Origin of the sequence: Geothrix oryzisoli, from assembly GCF_022808865.1 — a bacterium.
Taxonomy (GTDB): domain Bacteria; phylum Acidobacteriota; class Holophagae; order Holophagales; family Holophagaceae; genus Geothrix; species Geothrix oryzisoli.
Genome location: NZ_JAKZLB010000002.1, coordinates 108,804 through 129,224, shown reverse-complemented (window position 1 = coordinate 129,224; position 20,421 = coordinate 108,804). Strand labels below are relative to the sequence as shown.

Below are 20,421 nucleotides of genomic sequence, written 5' to 3'. Positions count from 1 at the left end.
ATCCATCTACCCAACCTGGTTAATATCAGAGAGGCGCGCCAGCGCGCCTCTCTGAGCCGGGTGCCGCCATGATGACCATCGAACGCGTCTCTGCCCTTGAAGTCCTCGACAGCAGGGGCAATCCCACGGTTCTCGCCCGGGTGGAACTCTCGGATGGGACGGTCGGCCAAGCCCTGGTTCCCTCCGGCGCCTCCACGGGCAGCCGGGAGGCCCTCGAGCGGCGCGACGGCGACAAGAAGCGCTACCTCGGCAAGGGGGTCCTCGGCGCCGTCGACGCGATCAACGTGGAGCTTGCCCAGGCCCTCCACGGCATGGATCCCTTCCAGCAGGCCGAGCTCGACGAGCTGATGTGCGACCTGGACGGGACCGAGAACAAGGCCCGTTTGGGCGCGAATGCCATTCTGGGCGTCTCCATGGCCCTGGCGGATGCCGCGGCCAAGGCGTCCCGGCTTCCCCTGTACCGCTACCTCGGCGGAGCCTCAGCCCGGCTGCTGCCCGTGCCGATGATGAACATCCTCAACGGGGGGGCCCACGCCGACAACAACGTGGACATCCAGGAGTTCATGGTCCTGCCCGTAGGCGCTCCCACCTTCCGGGAGGCCCTCCGGTGGGGGACCGAGGTCTACCACGCCCTGAAGGGGGTCCTGAAGGCCCGGAAGCTGACCACGGGAGTCGGGGACGAAGGCGGCTTCGCGCCCAACCTGGGATCCAACGAGGAGGCCCTGGAGCTCATCGGGGAGGCCGTGAAGAAGGCCGGCTACAAGCTCGGAAAGGATGTCTTCCTGGGCCTGGATTGCGCCGCCAGCGAATTCCACACCGGGAAGGCCTACGCCCTGGACGGGGCCAACAAGACTCCGGCCCAGCTGGTGCAGTATTACGAGGGGCTGGTCGCCAGGCATCCCGTCATCTCCATCGAAGACGGCTTTGCCGAGGGCGACTGGAAGGGCTGGAAGGCCCAGACCGTGGCCATGGGGGGCAAGACCCAGCTGGTGGGGGACGACATCTTCGTCACGAACCCCGTCATCCTGGCCAAGGCCATCCAGGAGGGCGTGGCCAACGCCATCCTCATCAAGCTGAACCAGATCGGCACCGTCACCGAGACCCTCCGGGCCGTGGACATGGCCCACAAGGCCGGCTACCGGGCCATCATCAGCCATCGCAGCGGCGAGACCGAGGACAGCTTCATCGCGGACCTGGCCGTGGCCACCGGGGCGGGCCAGATCAAGACCGGCGCCCCCTGCCGCACGGACCGGATCGCCAAGTACAACCGCCTGCTCCAGATCGAGTGGGAGCTGGGGGCCGCCGCCCGCTTTGCGGGCCGCGAGGCCTTCGGGTCCCGCCTCAACTAGGAGGTCCCCGGCATGAACGCCAACTGGCTCCTGAAGTCCTCCACCCTGTGGGGCGTGCTCGGGGCCTCCGGCTTCCTGTCCCTCATGGCCCTGCTGTTCTCCCAGGGGGGGCTGCCCGAGCTGCGGAAGCGCGAGGGCGAGCTGGTCGCGACCCGCGCCCGCCTGGTGGAACTGAACCGGCGCAACCGCGAGCTGCTGGAGGAGGTCCAGCGCCTCGCGGCCAAGGACCCCGAACTGATGGAGGCCCTGGCCCGGCGCCAGGGCTATGCGCGGCCCGGCGAGACCGTGTACACCTTCGGCAACCGCGAGAAGTAGCTTGGAACTCTTCCTCGCCTCCGCAGCCGGCAATGTGTTCGGCTACCTCTGGGTGGATGAGGTTAAAGACTGTACCGGCTCGGATTGGGCCAGAACCCTCTGTCCTCGGGGGCGTGGGTTCGGTTTAGATGGCCTTTTTTTGATGCAAAGGCCTGGAATGGGCCCATGGATCCTGGAGCATTGGGATACGGACGGAACTAAATCCTTCTGTTCCAATGGTAGCAGGGCGGCGCTGGCCATTCCCGGGGCCCCCGGAGAGGCGCAGGTCGAGGTGCTCTCCAACGGCGAGCGGATCCTCCTTCGCCGTCGAGATCGCGAGGTCGGCATCCGCATGCCCGAGGGCGAAGGGTTCGGATTGTGCGCCGTTCCGATCGCCACGGACCTGCCCGCGGGCTTCGGATGGATCGGGAATCCCCAGCTGGTGCTGAAGGTGCCGTCGGTGGCGGCGGTGGACCTCCCGGCCTTCGCGCCGCCGCTCCGCCATCACGCGGCGATTCACGGCGGCACGAACGTGAATGTGGTCGAGGTGATCGCGCCCGGCGAGGCGAGGATCCGCTCCTGGGAGCGCGGCGTCGAAGGCGAGACCCTCTGCTGCGGGACCGGGTGCGCCGTGGCCGCGGCCTGGCTGGCGCACACCGGGGGCCCCTCCGAGTGGTGCCTCCATACGGCGGGCGGAGAGGACGTGTCGGCCTCCCTCGTCCCGGAAGCCGGCGGCGCATGGCGCGACTTGTGGCTTTCCGGCCCCGTGCGCCGGTTAGGCCGCGTGCAGCCCGATCCCTCGCTCCAGCCTTGATCACACGGCCTCTTCGCCGTGGAACCCGACCTGCTAGACTGGCGTGTTCCACACCCGAGGGGATGCCGAGATGCGTGGTTTGACCAGCGCCTGCGCGATGATGAGGGCCGCCTGATGCGCGCCCGGGTGGTGGCACTGGCGAACCAGAAGGGCGGCGTGGGCAAGACCACCACGGCCATCAATCTGGCCGCCTCTCTCGCGATGATGGAGAAGATGGTCCTGCTGCTGGACTTCGATCCGCAGGGCCACAGCACCACCGGCCTGGGCTTCCCCAAGCCCGACCATCGCGCCGGGGCCTACGCCTTGATGAAGGGAGCTCCCGCCGAGGCTCTGGTCCTGAGTACCGAAGTGCCGATGATGCAGGTGATTCCCGCCGGCAAGGACCTCGCCCAGCTGGAGTTCGAACTCTTCGAGCTGCCCCAGCTCCAGGTGCTGAAGCAGAGCCTCGCCCCGCTCATGGACCGCTTCGACTACATCCTCATCGATCCGCCGCCCAGTCTCGGCATGATCACCCTGAACGCCCTGACCGCCGCAGACGAGGTGATCGTCCCGATGCCATGCGAGTTCTTCGCGCTGGACGGCCTGGCGGAACTGACCGAGACCCTGCGCCGCATCCAGGCGGGACCGAACCCGCGCCTGCAGCTCGGGGGGATCCTGCTCACCATGGCCGAGGAGCGCACCAACCTGGGCGCTGCGGTGGCCAACGAAGTGCGGCACGCCTTCCCCGGGAAGGTCTTCCAGACCATGATCCCGCGCAACATCCGGCTCGCCGAGGCGCCCAGCCACGGCAAGCCCGTGGCCTTCTACGACCTGCGCTCCAAGGGCGCCCAGGCCTACCTCAGCCTCGCGAAGGAATGGCTGGGCCTGGAGATCCCCGCGAGGAGGGAAGCCTGATGACCCAGCTGAAGCGTCCGGCCCTGGGCCGCGGACTCACCTCGCTCATGAGCCAGATGGCGCCCGAGGATGCCAACCAGCGGGAGCTCCCGCTGGGCAGCCTGGTGCCCAACCGGGCCCAGCCCCGCACGCACTTCGACGAGACGGCCCTGGCCGAATTGGCCGAGAGCCTGAAGCAGCACGGGATGGTCCAGCCCATCGTGGTCCGCAAGGTGGGCCAGCAGTACGAGATCATCGCGGGCGAGCGCCGCTGGCGGGCCGCGCGCCTGGCCGGACTCGCCATGGCTCCCGTGGTCATCAAGGAAGTTCCGGATGACCGCCTGCTGGAATTCGCGCTGGTGGAGAACATCCAGCGCCAGGAACTCAATCCCATCGAAGAGGCCACGGCCTACTGGCAGCTGGGCGAGCACCTGCGGCTCACCCAGGAGCAGGTGGCCGATCGCGTAGGCAAGTCCCGCCCACAGGTGGCCAACACCCTGCGCCTGCTCCGCCTGCCCGCGGAACTCAAGGCCGACGTGGCCCACGGCCGGCTCAGCACCGGCCACGCCAAGGTCCTGCTGGGCGTGCCCGACCCCCGCCTCCAGGAGCAACTGGCCCACGAGGTGGTGGCGCAGCAGCTCAGCGTGCGCGCCCTGGAGGCCCGCATCCAGCAGATCCAGAAACAGGCCAAGGCCAAGGGGGGGCGGAAGAAGCATCCCCAGGAGCTGTTCATCAAGGCCGCCGCGGAAGAACTGACCCAGTCCTGGGGCACCCGCGTCGAGATCAAGGCCAAGGGCAAGGCGGGCGCCCTGGTGATGCACTACGGCAGCGAAGCGGAGCTCGACCGGCTCTTCGAGGCCCTCAAGCACGGTCCGGCCAAGGGCCGGTAGGAGTCGTCATGTCCTGGTTCGTCAAGAAGCGTCAACAGAAGACGGCTGTCGAAGAGAAGACCGTCCGGGTACCCGAGGGCCTCTGGATCAAGTGCGAGGCCTGCAAGGAGCTGATCTACCGCAAGGAGCTGGTCAACACCCACAATGTCTGCCCCAAGTGCGGGTACCACTTCCGCATCGGCGTGGAGGAGCGGCTCGAGAACCTGATGGATGAGGGTTGGACGACGCTCTTCAGTGAACTCCGGAGCGGCGATCCGCTCGGGTTCGTCTCCACCAAGAGCTACAAAGACCAGCTGAAGAAGCTGGAGCAGGCGGGGGAGACCGAGGATGCCGTGGTGGTGGTGGAGGGCACCCTGTCCGGCCAGCCGGTGGTGACGGCCGTCATGAACTTCGACTTCCTGGCCGCCAGCATGGGCAGCGTGGTGGGCGAGAAGCTGCGCCTGGGCGCCGAGCGGGCCCTGGAAAAGCAGTGCCCCTACCTCATCGTCAGCTGCAGCGGCGGCGCCCGCATGCAGGAGGGCACCCTGTCCCTCATGCAGATGGCCAAGGTCAGCGCGGCCCTGGCCAAGCTGGACAAGGCGGGCCTGCCCTACCTGAGCATCCTGACGGACCCCACGACGGGGGGCGTGAGCGCCAGCTACGCCATGCTGGGCGACCTGAACATCGCCGAGCCCAAGGCCCTCATCGGCTTCGCGGGTCCCCGCGTCATCGAGCAGACCATCAAGCAGAGCCTGCCCGAGGGCTTCCAGCGCTCGGAGTTCCTCCAGACCCACGGCATGGTGGACAAGGTCGTCACGCGCGACCACCTCAAGGACTTCATCGCCGCCTGCCTGGCCTGGATGACGCCCTCGCCCAGGGACTGATGCGCGACGATCAGGACCTTGTCTACATCCCGCGCCTCCAGGCGCGCGGCCACCTCGGGATCAAGTACGGCCTGGACAACATCCACGCCCTGCTCGAAGGCCTGGGCCGCCCCGACGGGAACTTTCCCGTCATCCTCATCGCCGGCACCAACGGCAAGGGCAGCACCGGGGCCTTCCTGGCCCACATGCTGAAGGCCGCGGGGTTCGTCGTCGGGTGGACGACCTCGCCCCACCTGGTGGACGTCACCGAGCGGATCTGGGTGGATGGCGAACCCATCGGTGCGGGGGCTCTGGAGCTGCTGCTGGGGGAGGCCTTCGATTCCGAGGCCCGCACCGGCGTGACCGCCACTTATTTCGAGTTGATGATCACGGCCGCCCTGTCCGCCTTCCGCATGACCGGCGTCGAGGTGGCCCTCGTGGAGGTGGGCCTGGGGGGCCGCTGGGACGCCACCAACGCCACCGATCCCATCCTCACGGTGCTCACCAGCGTGGGTCTGGATCATCAGCAGTTCCTGGGGGACACCCGGGAGGCCATCGCCCGGGAGAAACTCTGCACCGCCCGGGATGGACGCCCCCTGGTGCTCGGTCCCACCCTCGACCCGGACTGGATACGCCCGCTCCTGTCGAACGACCCGGTGCTCTGCCCGGCCCAGCGACTGGGGCCCGCGGACATCCGCTGGGACCACTCCCGTGTGGGGGGGCGCCGGGTGGGCCTCGCGGGCCTCCACCAGCTGGACAATCTGGCTACGGCCTTCGAGACCATCCGCCAGCTGCGGGGACTGGGCTTCCCCATTCCCGAGGAGCACCTCTGGGAGGGCGTGGCCACCACCCGCTGGCCCGGTCGCCTGTGGGCTGCGCCGGAACTCCAGGGGGTGTGGATGGATGGCGCCCACAATCCCGACGGCGCCCGCGCTCTGGCGGACCATGCCCTGGCCTGCGGCGTGCGGCCCCACCTGTTCTTCGGCGCCATGGGCGACAAGGATCTGGCCGGCGTCGCCCGGGAACTGAAGCGCATGCGCCCCCTGTCCGTCAGCTTCATCCAGGGGGACGCTCCGCGCTATGCGAAGGCTTCGGCCCTGCAGGAGGCCTGGGGTCTCGAGGCGCCGCTGTTCGATCTGCGAGAGGCAGCCTACCTCCTGCGGGGCCCGGCGGACGGCCCCCGCCTGGTGACGGGTTCCCTTTATCTCCTGGGGGATCTCCTGCGGGAGTTGGGCATCCAGGCCTTCTGAAGCGACCGGGCTACCCTGGAGGCATGTCCACCGGATCCACCCGCGCCATCGCCCTGGCCCTCGCCGCGAACGGCGGCATCGCCCTCTCCAAGTTCGGAGTGTTCCTGCTCACGGGCAGCTCGAGCCTGTTGACGGAGGCCATCCATTCGGCGGCCGACTGCGCCAACCAGGTGCTGCTCTTCATCGGGTTGCGCCAAGGCGCGCGGCCCGCAGGACCGAAGCATCCCCTGGGCCACGGCCAGGCGGCCTTCGTGGCCAGCTTCCTCGTCGCCCTGCTGCTCTTCTCGGTGGGCGGCCTCTACTCGCTGGTGGAGGGCCTCCACAAGATCCGCCATCCCGAGCAACCCCATCACCTGGGTTGGGCCGTGGCCCTGCTCGTCTTCGCCATCGGCCTGGAGGGCGCCTCCCTGCGCGGCGCCCTCCGGGCCGCCGGCTCCGAGCGGCGAGGCCGGTCCCTGCTGCGCTACCTGCGCCAGTCCAGCCGTACGGAACTGGTGGTGGTGCTGGCGGAGGACATCGCGGCCCTGGTGGGTCTGGTGTTCGCCCTGCTGGCGGTGCTGCTCACGATGGCGACGGGCCATGGCGTGTGGGACGGCATCGGCAGCGTGGCCATCGGCCTCCTCCTCATCGCCGTGGCCCTCTTCGTGGGCGTGGAGGTCTCGAGCCTGCTCATGAACGAGGCGCCACCCCTGGCCCTGCGGGCCGCCCTCCGGGCCGCGGTGGAGGAAGACCCTGCGGTGGACCGGGTGCTGAACCTGGTGGCCGTGGTGGTGGGCAGCGACCGGCTCATGGTGGCCCTCCAGGTCCAGTTCCGGGACCAGCCCAGCGGGGCGGCCCTGGTGGCGGCCATCAACGCCCTGGAGCGGGACCTCCACCAGCGCTTCCCCCAGATCCAGCACCTCTTCGTGGAGCCCGACGAGGCCTGATCAGGGCAGCTCGGACGGCCCCAGGCGGAAGGTCTCCCCCAGGGCCCCATAGTTGGGCCCCGCCACGGAGGCCAGCCGGACGACGGGCGTCCACTGGCTGGCGTCTGCGCAGTCATGCTCGGCATTCCAGATGCGCGCCGCGGCGTGGGCCACCACCACGTCCAGCAGGATGAGGGTGCTGGTGGGGCCCAGGTCCAACTCCCGGTTCAGTCGGCACTCCAGGGCCACCGGCGCATCCCTCAGGCGGGGCGGCGCCACCTGGAGGGACGGTTCGGTGGACAGGCCCAGGCGCTCGACTTCGCTGATATCCGGCTCCGCCTCGGCCCCGCTGGCGTGGAGGGGCGCCAGGAGGGGCAGGTCGGCCAGGTGGACCACGGCCTGGCCGTTCGCCTTCAGGTTGCGGTGGGTGTCCTTGAGGGAGCCGTCCCGGCGGCGGCCCGCGGTGAAGGCCAGCATGGGCGGGCCGAAGATGCCCATGAAGCTGCTGAAGGGGGCCAGGTTGATCCTCCCCGCCTCATCCACCGTCGTGATCCAGGCGATGGGGCGCGGGATCACCAGGCTGGACAGGATGCGGTAGACATCGCGCTTGGGCAGGGAAGCGAGGTCGCGGGTGATCATGCTCACTCCCCGATGATCTTGATGAGGACGCGCTTGTCCCGGCGGCCGTCGAACTCCCCGTAGAAGATCTGCTCCCAGGTGCCGAAGTCGAGCTGGCCGCCGGTGACGGCCACCACCACCTCGCGGCCCATGACCTGGCGCTTGTGGTGGGCGTCGCCGTTGTCCTCCCCCGTGCGGTTATGGAGGTAGCCCCCCGTGGCCGGGTCGCTGCCGGCGTTGAAGGGGGCCAGCTTTTCGAGCCAGCGCAGGTAGTCCTGCTTCAGGCCGGACTCCTCGTCGTTGATGAAGACGCTGGAGGTGATGTGCATCGAGTTCACGAGGCAGAGCCCCTCCTGCACGCCGCTCTCCCGGACGGCGGCGGCGACCTCCGCGGTGAGGTTCACGAAGCCGGTGCGGGCGGGGAGGTGGAGCGTGAGGACCTTCCGGTGGCTCTTCATGGGGCGAGCATAACGAAAAACCCCGGGCCGGGGCCCGGGGTTCTCGGTATCGGGGCCGGTCAGTAGCCGGCGATCTGGAAGTCGTCGAAGTTCACCCGGTTGGCGGTGCCATCCGTCTTGCGGAGCTCGAAGCGGATGGCGCCCGCCACGTTCACCGTGAAGGAGGCCGTGGCCAGGGTGGTGGACGAGGTGGTCACGGAGCCCCCGGCCTGGGTCCAGGTGGAGCCGCTGTTGGTGGAGTACCAGAGGCCCCAGGTGGAGCTGCCGTCGGTGCCGTACTTGGCGTGCTTGACCGAGACGGTCTTGGCGCCGGTGGCGAAGTTGAAAGCCATCGTCACCTTGCCGCTGTTCCGGGTGCGCACGCTCTGGGCACCGACCTTGGGATCCGCCGTGGTGTTGCCCAGCAGGGCGTCGTTCAGGGTCCAGGTGCCGGTGGAGAGGGTGACGGTTCCGGTGGCATAGGCGGTCTTGGTGCCCGTGTCGAAGGTCTCCTTCAGGCTGCTGCCGGAGCTGGCGGCGAAGGCGGCGGCGATGGTGTGGCTGGCCAGGACATTGCTGAAGGTGTACGAGCCGAGGGCGCCCTGGTTCACACCGTCCACGGTGACGCTGCTGATGGCGTAGCCGGCGGAGGGAGTGATGGTGAAGGTCTGGCTGCCGCCGTTGGCCACGGTGACCGCGCCGGAGGGGCTGATGCTGCCACCGCTGCCCGCGCTGGCCGTGAGGGTGTAGGAGGCCGGGTTCACGGTGATCGTGCGGGTGGCCGAGGCGGATTTGCCCTGGTTGCTGGTGGCCGTGAAGGTGGCGGCGTAGGTGCCGGCGGCGGCGTAGGTGTGGCTGATCGGACCCAGCACGGCGGCCGTGGCGCCATCCCCGAAGGACCAGCTGTAGGTCATGGCACTGCCGTCCGCGATGGTGGCGCTGCCCTGGAAGCTCACGGAGCCGCCCGCGAGGAGCGTGGGGTTGGAGGCCGGGGAGACGATGCTCACCGAGGGGACCGGGGCGGTGCCGGTGCCGGCCAGGTAGGTGGTGGCGTTCAGGTAGAAAGCCCGGTTGCTGTTGATGCCGTAGCTGGCGTGGAGGGACTTCCCCGTGGTGGTGGTGGTGCCGTCATCCGAAGGCGAACTGTCGCTGATGGCGACCACCCGGCCGGCCCCCACGGTGCAGGTCACGATGAAGGAGCCCGTGTCTCCGCTGATCTGGGTGTGGAGGATCTCCTGCACGTTGGGGTTCTGGGCCGTGTTGAAGTTCAGGTACGAGTAGGAGTGGAAGTCCATCAGGCCGAGGCCGCCGTAGGCGCCGTGGATGATGGCCTGCTCGGCGGGACTGGTGCCGGTGGCGAAGGCGGTGCTGGTGGTGTTGGCCAGGGTGTCGCCGGGCCCATGGCCGGGGACGAAGGTGAAGCCATAGGGGTTGCCGCCGTTCACCGACACCAGGTCGTTGAACACCGTGTAGGCGTCGGTGCCGCCGGTGCCGCTGTAGCGGATGGCGCCGGGATGGTTGCACACGATGAACAGCCCCCCGCCGTTCTGGACGAAGCTGAGGATGGCCTGCTTCTCGGCGGCGGTGAACAGCAGGTAGGGCTCGGGGATGATGTAGACCGCGTAGCTGGAGAGGTCCTGGGCATTGGTGGCGTCGCCGTAGGTGACGCGACCACCCGGAGGCAGGGTCTGGACCTTGTAGCCGGCCTTGTAGAGGTCGAAGGCCCAGGCGCTGATGCCACCGTTCCAGTCGGTCTCGGAGGCGGGGGCCGCGGGGCTCGGATCGGGCTCACTGGCGGAGCAGATCACCCACTCGGCCGAGGTCCCGGCCTCCTCATGGCGGGTGTGGTCGAACAGGATCTTCTTGGGGGTCTGGGCCCCGAGCGCCAGCGCCAGGGCCAGACTCAGGAGGACGCGGAACATGCGCATGATCACCTCGCGGGAGATTAGGGTTCTCCCCATTCCACCCAGACCGGGCGTGACTGCGAGGTGAATTTGCTGCACTTAACAACAATTAACATCCCGGTGGCGCCCCCCCCTCGCGGCACACTGGAAGGACTCCTCCAGGATCCGACATGCTGCTCCTGCCCGCCCTCCTCCTCCTGATGCAGACGCCCCCGGCACCGGCCAAGCCGGATCCGGTGCCCCCCGCCCGCATCGAGCTCACCACGCCCTTCCCCGTCCACCTGGGCAGCGTGGGCCCGCGCGAGGTCCGCGAGGCCGCCTACGGCATCAAGAGCCGCCACGACCGGCCCTTCCACCTGCGGGTGCTCGACCTGTCCCTGGGCCTCAGCCTGGACGAGGCGCAGCTGGCCGCGCCCCTGCAGCCCGGCGAGGTCCGCATGGTGACGGTGAAGGTCGATCCCACGGGTCTGGTCGGGCCCATCAAGGGGGCCGTGCGCCTGGGCACGGACGATCCGGGCCAGCCCAACTACATCCTGCGCTACGACATGATGGTGCGGCCGGAGGTGACGGTGGATGCCGAGCGCAAGAGCCTCGGGGAGGTGGCGCCCCACGAGAGCCCCGAGTTGACCTTCCGGTTCCGGCGCGAAGGGGGCGATGCCCTCAAGCTGGCGCTGGCCATGGAGATGCCGCCCTACCTCGAGGTGGAGTTCATCCCCCAAGACGGGGGCACGGATCTGCGGGCCACCCTGCGGCCCCGGCGCCTGAAGCCGGGGGTCGCCGCGGGCCTCGAGGTGCTCAAGGTGGCCACCAACGCCCCGAAGCAGCCCCTCTTCACCCTGTACCTGGACTGGCGGATCGCGCGGCCGGTGGTTCCAGAGCCCTCACGGCTGGTGTTCACGGAGCCGAAGACCACGCTGTTGGCTCTGGAGCTCCGCTCCCGGGATGGGAAGCCCTTCCGCGTTCTTCGAACCGAGGTCCAGGGCCGCGGCTTCCAGGTGCTGGACGCACCCGGGACCGAGGCCGTCCGGCAGGTCCTGCGGATCCGGCGCACAGGCTCCGCGCAGGAGGCGCTCCTGCTGGTCCACTGCTCGAACCTGGACGAGCCGCTCCAGGTGCCCCTGCGCTACCTCGATCCCAGGGCCCGGCCCGAAAAGGGGGCCGTCCCGCCCCCCCTGCCAGCCGAGGAGCCCCACCACCACTAGCCCGGGGGCGGGTCTCAGATGCTCGCGGGCACGGCCTTGCCGGGCTCCTTGAGCTGCAGCTTGATCTTGATGATCCGGCCGTCGCGGAGGACGTCGAAGACCACCTCGTCCGCCGGCGACTCGAGCTCCAGCATGGCCATGAACTGGCCCTCATTCTCGATCTGCCGGCCCTGGTAGCCCAGCAGGACGTCGCCCATGGTCTTGACTCGGCCCTGGGCGTCCACCTCGAGCGCGCGGAGCCCCGCCCGGCTGGCGGGGGTGTTGGGCTCCACCTCCCTCACGACCAGACCCCGGGTGATCCCGAAGACCTGCTGGGCCTCGTAGCTGCCCATGGTGACGAAGCCCATGCGGGGTGGCTCCAGCCGTCCGTGGGCGATGAGCAGCGGCACCACGCGGTTCAAGGTGTCCACGGGAATGGCGAAGCCGATGCCCACGGAGGCGCCCGTGGCGGCGGCGATGGCGGTGTTCATGCCCACCAGGCGCCCTCCGCTGTCCAGCAGCGGACCGCCGGAGTTGCCGGGGTTCACGGCGGCATCCGTCTGGATGGCATTCAGGATCCGCGTGCTGTAGCCCGTGCCGATCTCGCGGCCCAGGGCTGAGATGACTCCCTTCGTGAGGGTGTGGTCCAGGCCGAAGGGGTTGCCGATGGCCGATACGGACTGGCCGACCTGGAGGTCGGAGCTGCGCCCGATGGGGATGGGCCGCATGGCGCTGAGGGGCGCGAAGACCTGCAGCACGGAGATGTCATAGGCGAAGCTGGTGCCGATGACGCGGCCCTTGTAGGTCTTGCCGTCCGCGAGCGTGACCTCGACCTCGTCCACCTCGCCGATGCGCTTCCCCTGATCATCCCAGGTGATGACGTGGTGGTTGGTGACCACGTGGCCCCACTCGTCCCACACGAAGCCGGTGCCCGTGCCGGTGGGGATCTTGGTGATGTCGAGGGTCCGGAGATCCTGGACGGGGGCGATGGCGGACACATACACCACGCTGGGTTTGGCTTCCTTGAACCGCCGGATGGTGTTCCGCTCTTCGGCGCTGAGGGGCGGGCGCTGCGCCACGGCGCGGGGAGTGGCGTGGGCCCGGAACCGCTGGATGGCGGTCTCCTCGCTGGGAGGCTGGGCGGCGGTCTGGGCCAGAAGGGGCAGGGCCATGAGGATGGCGAGGCCCGGATGGAAGCTTCGGGGGCTGGGGTTCATGGCGGCTCCAGGGTGATTATGCGGCCTCCCTGGTGGGCCGGGCCAACCTGGGTTCGGGCCGGACCGCGCGGACGGCCACCTTCACCCCTATGGGGCCCCCTGGAAACCCCGTAACCTGAGGGGACCTGATGAGCGACTCCACCTCACGCCCCCGGCGGCCGGCCCTGGTCCTGGCCCTGCTGCTCTTCCTGGTCCTGGGGGCCGGGGGCGGTCTGGCCTGGCTGCTGGCCGCGCGGGGCTTGCGCAGCCCCCTGCGCATCCTGCTGATCACCCCCTCGCAGGGCGGTTCCGGGGGGCTCGATTCGGCCACCTGCCGGGCCATCGGGGCCCTGGTGCAGGATCACCTGGAGGCCTTCGGCCAGGCCGCAGTCACCAGCGTCACGGAACTGCCCGGGAATCTGGAGGTGCTGCGCTCCCAGCCCCGGGTCCTGCTGGTGCAGCTGGAGCCCTCCCGGCAGGGCGAGTCGCTGGTCCTTTCCTATCGGCATGTCTGGGGGGACGCCCTGGCGAAGGATGCCCCCCCGGCCTGGACCTGGAGCCAGGGGCAGCCCCTCGCTCCGGCGCAGGCCTTCGAGGCTTTCCTCGGCGGGTTCCCGAAGCCCATCAGCATGGCGGGCGGTCCCTGGCTGGTACCCCGGCAGCCCGCCCGTTTCTGGGACCTGATCGGGGCGAATGCCCGGCGCCTCAGGAACGAGAACCTGGAAGAGGCCATGCTGCTCGCGGACCGGGTCGCCGCGGCGGAGCCCACCTGCGCCAGTCCCTGGATCCTCCTCGGCAACCTGCGCTACCGTCGCATGCTGAACAGTCCGGCCGCCTTCCGGCAGGAGCAGGCGGAGACCGAGGGCCTGATCCAGCGCGGACTGAGCATGGCGCCGTTCCATCCCCGGGGGACCTTCCTCCTGTCGCTGCTCAAGGCGGATGGTGGCAACCAGTCCGAGGCCTTGACCCTGCTCATGCAGGCGCGACGCCGGCAACCCTACAACCCGACCCTGCTGACCGGCATCGCCTACGCGGCCCGGGGTGCGGGCCTGCTGCCCCTGGCCCGGCGGGCCATGGACCTCAGGGACCAGCTGGCCTTCACCAGCCTGCAACCCCAAGCCGTGGACATCACCTGCCTGTACACCGGGGAGATCGAGCGCTTCGAGGCCAGCCTCCAGGAGCAGCCCGGGCACCTGCGCAGCACCTCCGGCGTGCTGCCCTTCTACCGGGGCTACCTGGCCCTGGTGCGGGGCGACCGCGGCCTGGCCCAGCGGGAGTTCAAGGCCGCCGGCATCCTGGCCCACGGCTACCCGAACATCCTCCGTCTGAGCCAGATCTACGAGCTGATTTTGGAGGGCCAGAAGGACGAGGCCTGGAGGCGGCTGCGCGAGTACGACCAGGAGCGCATCGGGATGCGTGAGCCCGACGGGGAGTTCACGCTCCGGCTGGCCGAGGCCTACGCGCTGATCGGGGATCGGGCCAGCGCCATGGACATGGCGGGTCGGGCCTTCGCGCGCGGGTTCGGCTGCACCGCCTGGTACGAGCGCAGCCCCATGCTGGAGCCCCTGCGGAGCCTGCCCAAGTGGAAGGCGCTCATGCAACACCTGAAAGAGCGGCAGAGCCTCATGGAGGACCGCTTCCCCGTCGGGTTGCTGGAGGATAATTGACCCGGGGGTGAACCGTGATTTCGGCAGGGCGGAAGCCCAGGTAGACTGAGGGTTCGCCCGATCGGGGGATCCATGTCCACAGCCACCGCGCCTGACACCACTGCCCATGCAGCCGACGGCTACACGCCGAAGCACAAGGTCCGGTTCGTCACCGCCGCCAGCCTCTTCGACGGCCACGATGCCGCCATCAACATCATGCGGCGCATCATCCAGGCCACGGGCTGCGAGGTGATCCACCTGGGCCACAACCGCTCGGTGCAGGACATCGTCGAGACGGCCATCCAGGAGGACGCCCAGGGCATCGCCCTTTCCAGCTACCAGGGCGGCCACGTCGAGTTCTTCAAGTACATGGTGGACCTGCTCCGGGAGCGGGGCGCGGACCACATCCAGGTCTTCGGCGGGGGCGGAGGCGTCATCGTGCCCGAGGAGATCCGGGAGTTGGAAGCCTACGGCGTCGCCCGCATCTACAGCCCCGAGGACGGCCGCCACATGGGCCTCCAGGGCATGATCGACGACATGGTCGAGCGCTGCGATTTCGACCCGCGCCTCAAACCTGCAGCGCTGCCCCTGGCCCGCAAGATCACCGAGATCGAGCTTGGCGCCGCGGGCATCTCGGAAAAGCCCACGAAGAAAGTGCCCGTTCTTGGCATCACAGGGACGGGCGGTGCCGGCAAGTCCTCCCTCATTGACGAGCTGCTCCGTCGCTTCCTGGTGGATTTTCCCGAGAACCGCGTCGCGGTTCTCAGCGTGGACCCGACCAAACGGAAAACGGGCGGCGCCCTGCTGGGCGACCGCATCCGCATGAACTCGCTCTACCATCCCGAACTCCGGGACCGCGTCTTCATGCGCAGCCTCGCCACCCGTGCCGCCGCCCACCGGGCCACCAGCGAGGCCCTCGTCGCCAGCATCGCCGCGGCCAAGGCCGAGGGCTACGACCTGGTGATCGTGGAGACCGCCGGCATCGGCCAGAGCGACAGCGAGATCGCGGACCTGGTGGATCTGTCCATGTACGTGATGACGCCCGAGTATGGTGCGGCCAGCCAGCTCGAGAAGATCGACATGCTGGACTTCGCCGACCTCGTGGTGCTGAACAAGGCCGACAAGCGCGGCGCCGAGGATGCCCTGCGCGATGTCCGCAAGCAGTACCAGCGTGCCCACAAGCGGTTCAGCGAGCCCAGCGAGGATATGCCGGTCTATGCCACCTGCGCCAGCCAGTTCAACGACCCCGCCACCAACTGGCTGTTCGTGAACCTGGTGAAGGCCCTGGCCACGAAGACCGGGGTGGGCTGGGCGTCGCAGCTGGCGGCCGAGGCCGGGAGTCCCCGCCGCGCCGCCATCATCCCGCCCGAGCGGGTGCGCTACCTGGCGGAGATCGCCGACACCGTGCAGGGCTACAAGGCCTGGGCCCGGCGCCAGGCGGAAACCGCCGAGCTGGCCCACGCCCTCCGGACCAGCCTCCTGGCCCTGGGGGACAAGGTGCCGCCCGCCGGCGCCTTCTACGATTCGGCGCACCTGGCCGAAGCCGGCGAAGGCGATCAGGGCGTGGCCATCCTCCTGCTCCGGCAGCGCTACCAGGAGCATCTGGGCGAACTGCACGCCGAAAGCCGCCGCCTCATCCACGACTGGACCGAGCTGAAGCGCAGCTACACGGAACCCGAGAACATCTACGTGGTGCGTGGCAAAGAGATCCGGACCGCCAACTACACCGTGTCCCTCAGCGGCTCCCTGGTGCCCAAGGTCGCGCTGCCCCCCTATACCGGCTGGGGCGAGCTGCTCCGCTGGCAGCTCCTGGAGAACCTGCCGGGCCGCTTCCCCTTCACGGCCGGCGTCTTCGAGTACAAGCGCGTGGGTGAGGATCCCACCCGCATGTTCGCCGGCGAGGGCACGCCCGAGCGCACCAACAAGCGCTTCCACTACGTAAGCAAGGGCCAGCCGGCGGTGCGCCTCAGCACCGCCTTCGACAGCGTGACGCTCTACGGCGAGGATCCCCACGTCCGTCCTGACATCTACGGCAAGGTCGGGAACAGCGGCGTGTCCGTCTGCACAGTGGATGACGCCAAGAAGCTCTACTCCGGCTTCGACCTGCTCTGCCCCACCACCAGCGTGAGCATGACCATCAACGGGCCCGCCCCCACCATGCTGGCCTTCTTCCTCAACGCGGCCATCGACCAGCGGGCCGAGCTGTGGCTGAAGGAGCACGGGCAGTTCGAGGCGGCGCAGGCGAAGATCGATGCGAAGTTCGCCGCCAAGGGCCTGACCCGCCCCCACTATGGGGAGACGCTCCCGGAAGGCAACCAGGGCCTGGGCCTGGCGCTGCTGGGCGCCACCGCCGACGAAGTGCTGCCGCCGGAGGTCTATGCCAAGCTGCGGACCGAGGCTCTCCAGACTGTGCGGGGCACGGTGCAGGCCGACATCCTCAAGGAGGACCAGGCCCAGAACACCTGCATCTTCAGCACGGAGTTCAGCCTCAAGGTTATGGGGGACATCCAGCAGACCTTCATCGAGGAGAAGGTCCGCAACTTCTATTCGGTGAGCATCAGCGGCTACCACATCGCGGAGGCCGGGGCGAACCCCATCACCCAGCTGGCCTTCACGCTGGCCAACGGCTTCACCTTCGTCGAGTACTACCTGTCGCGCGGCATGCACATCGACGACTTCGCGCCGAACCTCAGCTTCTTCTTCAGCAATGGCCTCGACCCCGAATACAGCGTCATCGGCCGCGTGGCCCGGCGCATCTGGGCCGTGGCCATGAAGGAGAAGTACGGCGCCAACGACCGCAGCCAGAAGCTGAAGTACCACATCCAGACGTCGGGCCGCTCCCTGCATGCCCAGGAGATCGACTTCAACGACATCCGCACGACCCTGCAGGCCCTCTACGCCATCTACGACAACTGCAACAGCCTGCACACGAACGCCTACGACGAGGCCATCACCACGCCCACCGAGGAGAGCGTGCGCCGGGCCATCGCCATCCAGCTCATCATCAACCGCGAGCTGGGTGAGGCGAAGAACGAGAACCCGCTCCAGGGCGCCTTCCTCATCGAACAAATGACCGAGCTGGTGGAGGAGGCCGTGCTGACGGAGTTCCGCCGCCTCGCCGACCGCGGGGGCGTGCTGGGGGCCATGGAGACCATGTACCAGCGCGGCAAAATCCAGGAAGAGTCCATGCACTACGAGCACCTCAAGCACAGCGGCGAGCTGCCCATCGTGGGCGTGAACACCTTCCTGAATCCCGCGCCGAAGGAGCTGGGCGCCCCGGAGCTCATCCGCAGCACCGAGGCGGAGAAGCGGCAGCAGATCGACAACCTCGCCGCCTTCCATGCCCGCAACGCCGACAAGGCCCCCGCGGCCCTGGCCCGGCTCAAGGAGGTGGCCCGCGCCGGCGGCAACCTCTTCGACGCCCTCCTGGATGCGGCCAAAGTGTGCAGCCTCGGCCAGATCAGCCAAGCCCTCTACGAAGTCGGCGGCCAGTACCGGAGAAACATGTGAGCGACCGCCGGGTGGCGGAGCAGGCTGCGAGGCAGCCTGCGAAGCCGGGACCCGGCGAGGAGCTCATGCCACGAGACCGCCAAGGGGAAAAGCAGCCTGCGAGGCAGCCTGCGAAGCCGGGACCCGGCGAGGAGCTCATGCCACGAGACCGCCAAGGGGAAAAGCAGGCTGCGAGGCAGCCTGCGAAGCCGGGACCCGGCGAGGAGCTCATGCCACGCGCCTCCCTCCAAGCCACCCGGCCGTATCATTAGGACGCCCATGTTGCGCCCCATTCTGATCCTCTCCCTCGCCTCCCTGGCCCTGACCGCCGGGATGCCGAAGGCCTCGAGGACGGGGAAGCCGGGCGTCACCTACCTCTACACCTACTACGACCGGCAGGGCCGCCTGGTGATCAACAACCTGCCGCCCAGCTACATGAAGGGACAGGGGCTGATCCTCAAGCACGTGGGCGTGGGCAAGGTGCGCCTGGCCGTGACCCCCGCGGAGATGGCCAAGGCCCTCCGGAGCCCCGAGCTCATCGCGTTGGTGGACGAGATCGCCCAGGCCGAGGGGGTGGACGTCCACCTGGCACGGGCCATCATCCAGGCGGAAAGCGCCTTCAACTACCGGGCCCGCTCCAAGGCCGGGGCCCTGGGCCTCATGCAGCTGATGCCGTCCACGGCAGAACGCTTCGGCGTGCTGGATCCCTTCGATCCACGGCAGAACATCAGCGGCGGCGTGAAGTACCTCAAGTGGCTCCACGGCTACTACGAGGGCGACCTGAACAAGGTGGTGGCCGCCTACAATGCCGGCGAAGGCGCGGTGAACCGCTACAAGGGCATCCCGCCGTTCCGCGAGACCCGGGCCTACGTGCCGAAGGTCCTCGACCTCTATCAGCGCAGGGCCGTGCAGCCCGATCCGAAGCTGGCCGGCAGCATGGCCCTGCTGAAGAAGGGCCGCGGCGGCTTCGAGGTGGAGGAGCAGAAGACGGTCGCGGAGCCCACGCCCCAGCAGCGGGCCGCCACCCGCATCTACCAGTGGACCGACGCCAACGGCCGGGTCCAGATCAGCGACCAGCCGCCGCCGAAGGGCACGAGCGGCGTGAAGCCCTACGGGGCGCCCTGAGCGGGATCAGCCCCGCCGGGATTCGCCTTCGCGCACATAGGCCTCCAGGGCCGCCAGGCTGTCCTGGAAGAGCTTTTCCAGGCGGGCCCTCAGGTCGGGCCCAGCCTCCACGGAACCGCCCCGGCCCAGGGCTTCCAGCTCCGCCGCCAGCGCGCGCAGGGTCTTGGCACCCAGGGCGCCGGAGCCGCCCTTGAGGGCATGGGAGGCGCGGGAGAACTCCTCGGCATCCTGGCGGGCCGCGGCGGCGAGGATGTCCTCGATCCGGTGCGGGGTATCCTCCCGGAAGATGCCGATCATCTCCTGCACCAGGCCATGGCTGCCGTCATCCAGTTCCACCAGGTTCTGGAGGGTCGTCAGGTCGAGCAGGTCCGAAGGGGCCACGAGAACTCCTGGCCTCCATGCTGAACCAGGGAGGCCCGTCCGTCCAATGGGGGGCGCCCACCCCGGGCGGTAGTAGGCTGGGGTCATGACCGAATCCGTTCCCCTGTCACCGGCCGAAACCGCCCTGTCGCTGTTGTTCCGGAAGCTCCACCCCCACCTGGAGGATGCCGCCCACGCCCTGGCGAAGGGAGCGGTCCGCCGGGACCTGGAGCGGTTGCATCTCAAACTCCTGGCGGCCCGCCTCAAGACCGTGGCCCTGCTCGAGGCCGAGGCGGAGGGCCTGCCGGAGGATGCCCCCCTGGCCGAGGTCCTGGAGACCCTGGCCGCCAACCTCACCCCCGTGGGGGAAAGCTACCGCCAGAGCCTGATCCTCACCCAGCTCTGCCTGGAGGAAGCTCCGGCAGAACTGCTGCCCCACGCGCCGGAGGGCTGTGTGACCGGGTCGGCCTGGGGTCCCCGCATGACGGACTTCCTCACCCGCCTGGAGGACCCGGCGTTCCAGGCCCACCACCGCTGGGAGGCCATCGAGGAGGACATCGGGGAGACGGAGGAGGAGTAGGGCGCTTTTCCGGCTTCCGGTTCGACAGCCCTGGGCCGCCGTTCAGGACCCCGAATCTGCTGTTCGAAGAAGGCCGCCAACCCCGGGCGCCCGAAGCGCATCTCCTGGGGTGGACGGATGATCCGCCCCCGACACCCGGAGCCTTCCATGAACACCCAACCCCTTCGTTTCGCGGCCCTCGTTGGGGCGCTGTTGGCCCTGGGCGCCTCCCTCTCGGCCCAGGATCCCGGCCCTGGGCCCGGTTTCCGCCATGGCCATGGCCGTGGCGCCGGCCGGGGCCTCATGGGCTTGCACCTGACCGAGGCCCAGCAGGCCCAGGTGAAGGCCATCCACGAACGCCACCAGGCGGCCTTCAAGACCAAGGGCGAGGCCGCGGGAGCCGCCCACAAGGCCCTGCGGGAGGCCATGGCCGACCTGGCCACCGACACCAAGACCCTCCAGGCGCTGCATGACAAGGCCTCGGCGGCCCAGTTCGACCTGCTGCTCGAGCATCGGGCGGCCCAGCAGGAGATCCTGCCCATCCTCACCGCCGAGCAGAAGGCCCAGTTCGAGAAGCGGGGCATGGGCCCCGGCTTCGGTCCGGGCTGGGCCCCGCGGGACGGCCGGGGTCCCGGCGCCGGCCCCGGCATGAGCCCGGACGGGCCGCCGACGAAATAGTCCCGGCTATC

General features: G+C 69.1%; 19 protein-coding genes. 14 read left to right on the top strand and 5 right to left on the bottom strand.

The genetic code is table 11. The annotated features are described in order from the left end of the window. Nucleotides 1–68 precede the first annotated feature (68 nt). From eno to MLE43_RS05255, 8 genes are all read left to right on the top strand, one after another. Nucleotides 69–1,349 (top strand): phosphopyruvate hydratase, encoded by a 1,281-nt coding sequence (gene eno / locus MLE43_RS05290; RefSeq protein WP_243302431.1) that lies wholly within the window; start codon nt 69–71, stop codon nt 1,347–1,349. 12 nt (nt 1,350–1,361) lie between these two features. Further along, nucleotides 1,362–1,664 carry an FtsB family cell division protein gene (locus tag MLE43_RS05285; RefSeq protein WP_243302430.1) on the top strand — a complete coding sequence of 101 codons (303 nt, stop codon included), beginning with the start codon at nt 1,362–1,364 and terminating at the stop codon, nt 1,662–1,664. Between the two features lie 157 nt (nt 1,665–1,821). Continuing rightward, nucleotides 1,822–2,457 (top strand): diaminopimelate epimerase, encoded by a 636-nt coding sequence (locus MLE43_RS05280; RefSeq protein ID WP_243302429.1) that lies wholly within the window; start codon nt 1,822–1,824, stop codon nt 2,455–2,457. A gap of 114 nt (nt 2,458–2,571) precedes the next feature. After that, on the top strand, nt 2,572–3,351 hold the full coding sequence (locus MLE43_RS05275) for a ParA family protein (protein WP_243302428.1): 780 nt from the start codon (nt 2,572–2,574) through the stop codon (nt 3,349–3,351). After that, complete coding sequence (locus tag MLE43_RS05270) at nt 3,351–4,220, top strand: ParB/RepB/Spo0J family partition protein (RefSeq protein WP_243302427.1); 870 nt, start codon at nt 3,351–3,353, stop codon at nt 4,218–4,220. Before MLE43_RS05275 ends, MLE43_RS05270 begins: the two co-directional genes overlap by 1 nt. A gap of 8 nt (nt 4,221–4,228) precedes the next feature. Further along, nucleotides 4,229–5,083 (top strand): acetyl-CoA carboxylase, carboxyltransferase subunit beta, encoded by an 855-nt coding sequence (gene accD / locus MLE43_RS05265; RefSeq protein ID WP_243302426.1) that lies wholly within the window; start codon nt 4,229–4,231, stop codon nt 5,081–5,083. Continuing rightward, complete coding sequence (locus MLE43_RS05260) at nt 5,083–6,312, top strand: bifunctional folylpolyglutamate synthase/dihydrofolate synthase (RefSeq protein ID WP_243302425.1); 1,230 nt, start codon at nt 5,083–5,085, stop codon at nt 6,310–6,312. The genes accD and MLE43_RS05260 overlap by 1 nt, the downstream gene beginning before the upstream one ends. Nucleotides 6,313–6,335: 23 nt before the next feature. Then, nucleotides 6,336–7,238: a cation diffusion facilitator family transporter gene (locus MLE43_RS05255; protein ID WP_243302424.1), complete on the top strand. Its 903-nt coding sequence runs from the start codon at nt 6,336–6,338 to the stop codon at nt 7,236–7,238. On the opposite strand, the gene MLE43_RS05250 is transcribed toward MLE43_RS05255, so the two are convergent. Genes MLE43_RS05250 through MLE43_RS05240 form a run of 3 tightly spaced genes read right to left on the bottom strand, consistent with a single transcriptional unit; the run spans nt 7,239 to nt 10,200 of the window. Next, nucleotides 7,239–7,856, bottom strand: a complete 618-nt coding sequence (locus MLE43_RS05250) for a flavin reductase family protein (RefSeq protein WP_243302423.1) — start codon at nt 7,854–7,856, stop codon at nt 7,239–7,241. A gap of 2 nt (nt 7,857–7,858) precedes the next feature. After that, nucleotides 7,859–8,293, bottom strand: a complete 435-nt coding sequence (locus MLE43_RS05245; protein WP_243302422.1) for a secondary thiamine-phosphate synthase enzyme YjbQ — start codon at nt 8,291–8,293, stop codon at nt 7,859–7,861. Between the two features lie 59 nt (nt 8,294–8,352). After that, nucleotides 8,353–10,200 carry a PKD domain-containing protein gene (locus tag MLE43_RS05240; protein ID WP_243302421.1) on the bottom strand — a complete coding sequence of 616 codons (1,848 nt, stop codon included), beginning with the start codon at nt 10,198–10,200 and terminating at the stop codon, nt 8,353–8,355. A 146-nt stretch (nt 10,201–10,346) separates the two neighbouring features. On the opposite strand from MLE43_RS05240, the gene MLE43_RS05235 reads away from it, so the two are divergent. Continuing rightward, complete coding sequence (locus MLE43_RS05235; protein WP_243302420.1) at nt 10,347–11,378, top strand: hypothetical protein; 1,032 nt, start codon at nt 10,347–10,349, stop codon at nt 11,376–11,378. 14 nt (nt 11,379–11,392) lie between these two features. Here MLE43_RS05235 and MLE43_RS05230 read toward each other — a convergent pair whose 3' ends face one another. Further along, nucleotides 11,393–12,574, bottom strand: a complete 1,182-nt coding sequence (locus MLE43_RS05230; protein WP_243302419.1) for a S1C family serine protease — start codon at nt 12,572–12,574, stop codon at nt 11,393–11,395. Between the two features lie 128 nt (nt 12,575–12,702). On the opposite strand from MLE43_RS05230, the gene MLE43_RS05225 reads away from it, so the two are divergent. From MLE43_RS05225 to MLE43_RS14785, 3 genes are all read left to right on the top strand, one after another. Next, nucleotides 12,703–14,220, top strand: coding sequence for a tetratricopeptide repeat protein (locus tag MLE43_RS05225; protein WP_243302418.1), 1,518 nt, complete (start codon nt 12,703–12,705; stop codon nt 14,218–14,220). 72 nt (nt 14,221–14,292) lie between these two features. Then, nucleotides 14,293–17,709 (top strand): methylmalonyl-CoA mutase family protein, encoded by a 3,417-nt coding sequence (locus MLE43_RS05220; RefSeq protein WP_243302417.1) that lies wholly within the window; start codon nt 14,293–14,295, stop codon nt 17,707–17,709. A 258-nt stretch (nt 17,710–17,967) separates the two neighbouring features. After that, complete coding sequence (locus MLE43_RS14785) at nt 17,968–18,813, top strand: transglycosylase SLT domain-containing protein (RefSeq protein WP_275976081.1); 846 nt, start codon at nt 17,968–17,970, stop codon at nt 18,811–18,813. 6 nt (nt 18,814–18,819) lie between these two features. Here MLE43_RS14785 and MLE43_RS05205 read toward each other — a convergent pair whose 3' ends face one another. Further along, nucleotides 18,820–19,194 (bottom strand): Hpt domain-containing protein, encoded by a 375-nt coding sequence (locus MLE43_RS05205; RefSeq protein WP_243302416.1) that lies wholly within the window; start codon nt 19,192–19,194, stop codon nt 18,820–18,822. 85 nt (nt 19,195–19,279) lie between these two features. On the opposite strand from MLE43_RS05205, the gene MLE43_RS05200 reads away from it, so the two are divergent. After that, entirely contained in the window at nt 19,280–19,753 is a 474-nt protein-coding gene (locus MLE43_RS05200) for a hypothetical protein (protein WP_243302415.1), read from the top strand. 147 nt (nt 19,754–19,900) lie between these two features. Continuing rightward, nucleotides 19,901–20,410: a Spy/CpxP family protein refolding chaperone gene (locus MLE43_RS05195; RefSeq protein WP_243302414.1), complete on the top strand. Its 510-nt coding sequence runs from the start codon at nt 19,901–19,903 to the stop codon at nt 20,408–20,410. Nucleotides 20,411–20,421: the final 11 nt, after the last annotated feature.

Coding starts and splice junctions, on each gene's coding strand:
- MLE43_RS05225 (WP_243302418.1), top strand. CDS start 12,703: ATGAGCGACTCCACCTCACGCCCCCGGCGGCCGGCCCTGGTCCTGGCC.
- MLE43_RS05285 (WP_243302430.1), top strand. CDS start 1,362: ATGAACGCCAACTGGCTCCTGAAGTCCTCCACCCTGTGGGGCGTGCTC.
- eno (WP_243302431.1), top strand. CDS start 69: ATGATGACCATCGAACGCGTCTCTGCCCTTGAAGTCCTCGACAGCAGG.
- MLE43_RS05230 (WP_243302419.1), bottom strand. CDS start 12,574: ATGAACCCCAGCCCCCGAAGCTTCCATCCGGGCCTCGCCATCCTCATG.
- accD (WP_243302426.1), top strand. CDS start 4,229: ATGTCCTGGTTCGTCAAGAAGCGTCAACAGAAGACGGCTGTCGAAGAG.
- MLE43_RS05275 (WP_243302428.1), top strand. CDS start 2,572: ATGCGCGCCCGGGTGGTGGCACTGGCGAACCAGAAGGGCGGCGTGGGC.
- MLE43_RS05280 (WP_243302429.1), top strand. CDS start 1,822: ATGGGCCCATGGATCCTGGAGCATTGGGATACGGACGGAACTAAATCC.
- MLE43_RS05270 (WP_243302427.1), top strand. CDS start 3,351: ATGACCCAGCTGAAGCGTCCGGCCCTGGGCCGCGGACTCACCTCGCTC.
- MLE43_RS05250 (WP_243302423.1), bottom strand. CDS start 7,856: ATGATCACCCGCGACCTCGCTTCCCTGCCCAAGCGCGATGTCTACCGC.
- MLE43_RS05235 (WP_243302420.1), top strand. CDS start 10,347: ATGCTGCTCCTGCCCGCCCTCCTCCTCCTGATGCAGACGCCCCCGGCA.
- MLE43_RS05240 (WP_243302421.1), bottom strand. CDS start 10,200: ATGCGCATGTTCCGCGTCCTCCTGAGTCTGGCCCTGGCGCTGGCGCTC.
- MLE43_RS05220 (WP_243302417.1), top strand. CDS start 14,293: ATGTCCACAGCCACCGCGCCTGACACCACTGCCCATGCAGCCGACGGC.
- MLE43_RS05255 (WP_243302424.1), top strand. CDS start 6,336: ATGTCCACCGGATCCACCCGCGCCATCGCCCTGGCCCTCGCCGCGAAC.
- MLE43_RS05195 (WP_243302414.1), top strand. CDS start 19,901: ATGAACACCCAACCCCTTCGTTTCGCGGCCCTCGTTGGGGCGCTGTTG.
- MLE43_RS05245 (WP_243302422.1), bottom strand. CDS start 8,293: ATGAAGAGCCACCGGAAGGTCCTCACGCTCCACCTCCCCGCCCGCACC.
- MLE43_RS14785 (WP_275976081.1), top strand. CDS start 17,968: ATGTTGCGCCCCATTCTGATCCTCTCCCTCGCCTCCCTGGCCCTGACC.
- MLE43_RS05260 (WP_243302425.1), top strand. CDS start 5,083: ATGCGCGACGATCAGGACCTTGTCTACATCCCGCGCCTCCAGGCGCGC.
- MLE43_RS05200 (WP_243302415.1), top strand. CDS start 19,280: ATGACCGAATCCGTTCCCCTGTCACCGGCCGAAACCGCCCTGTCGCTG.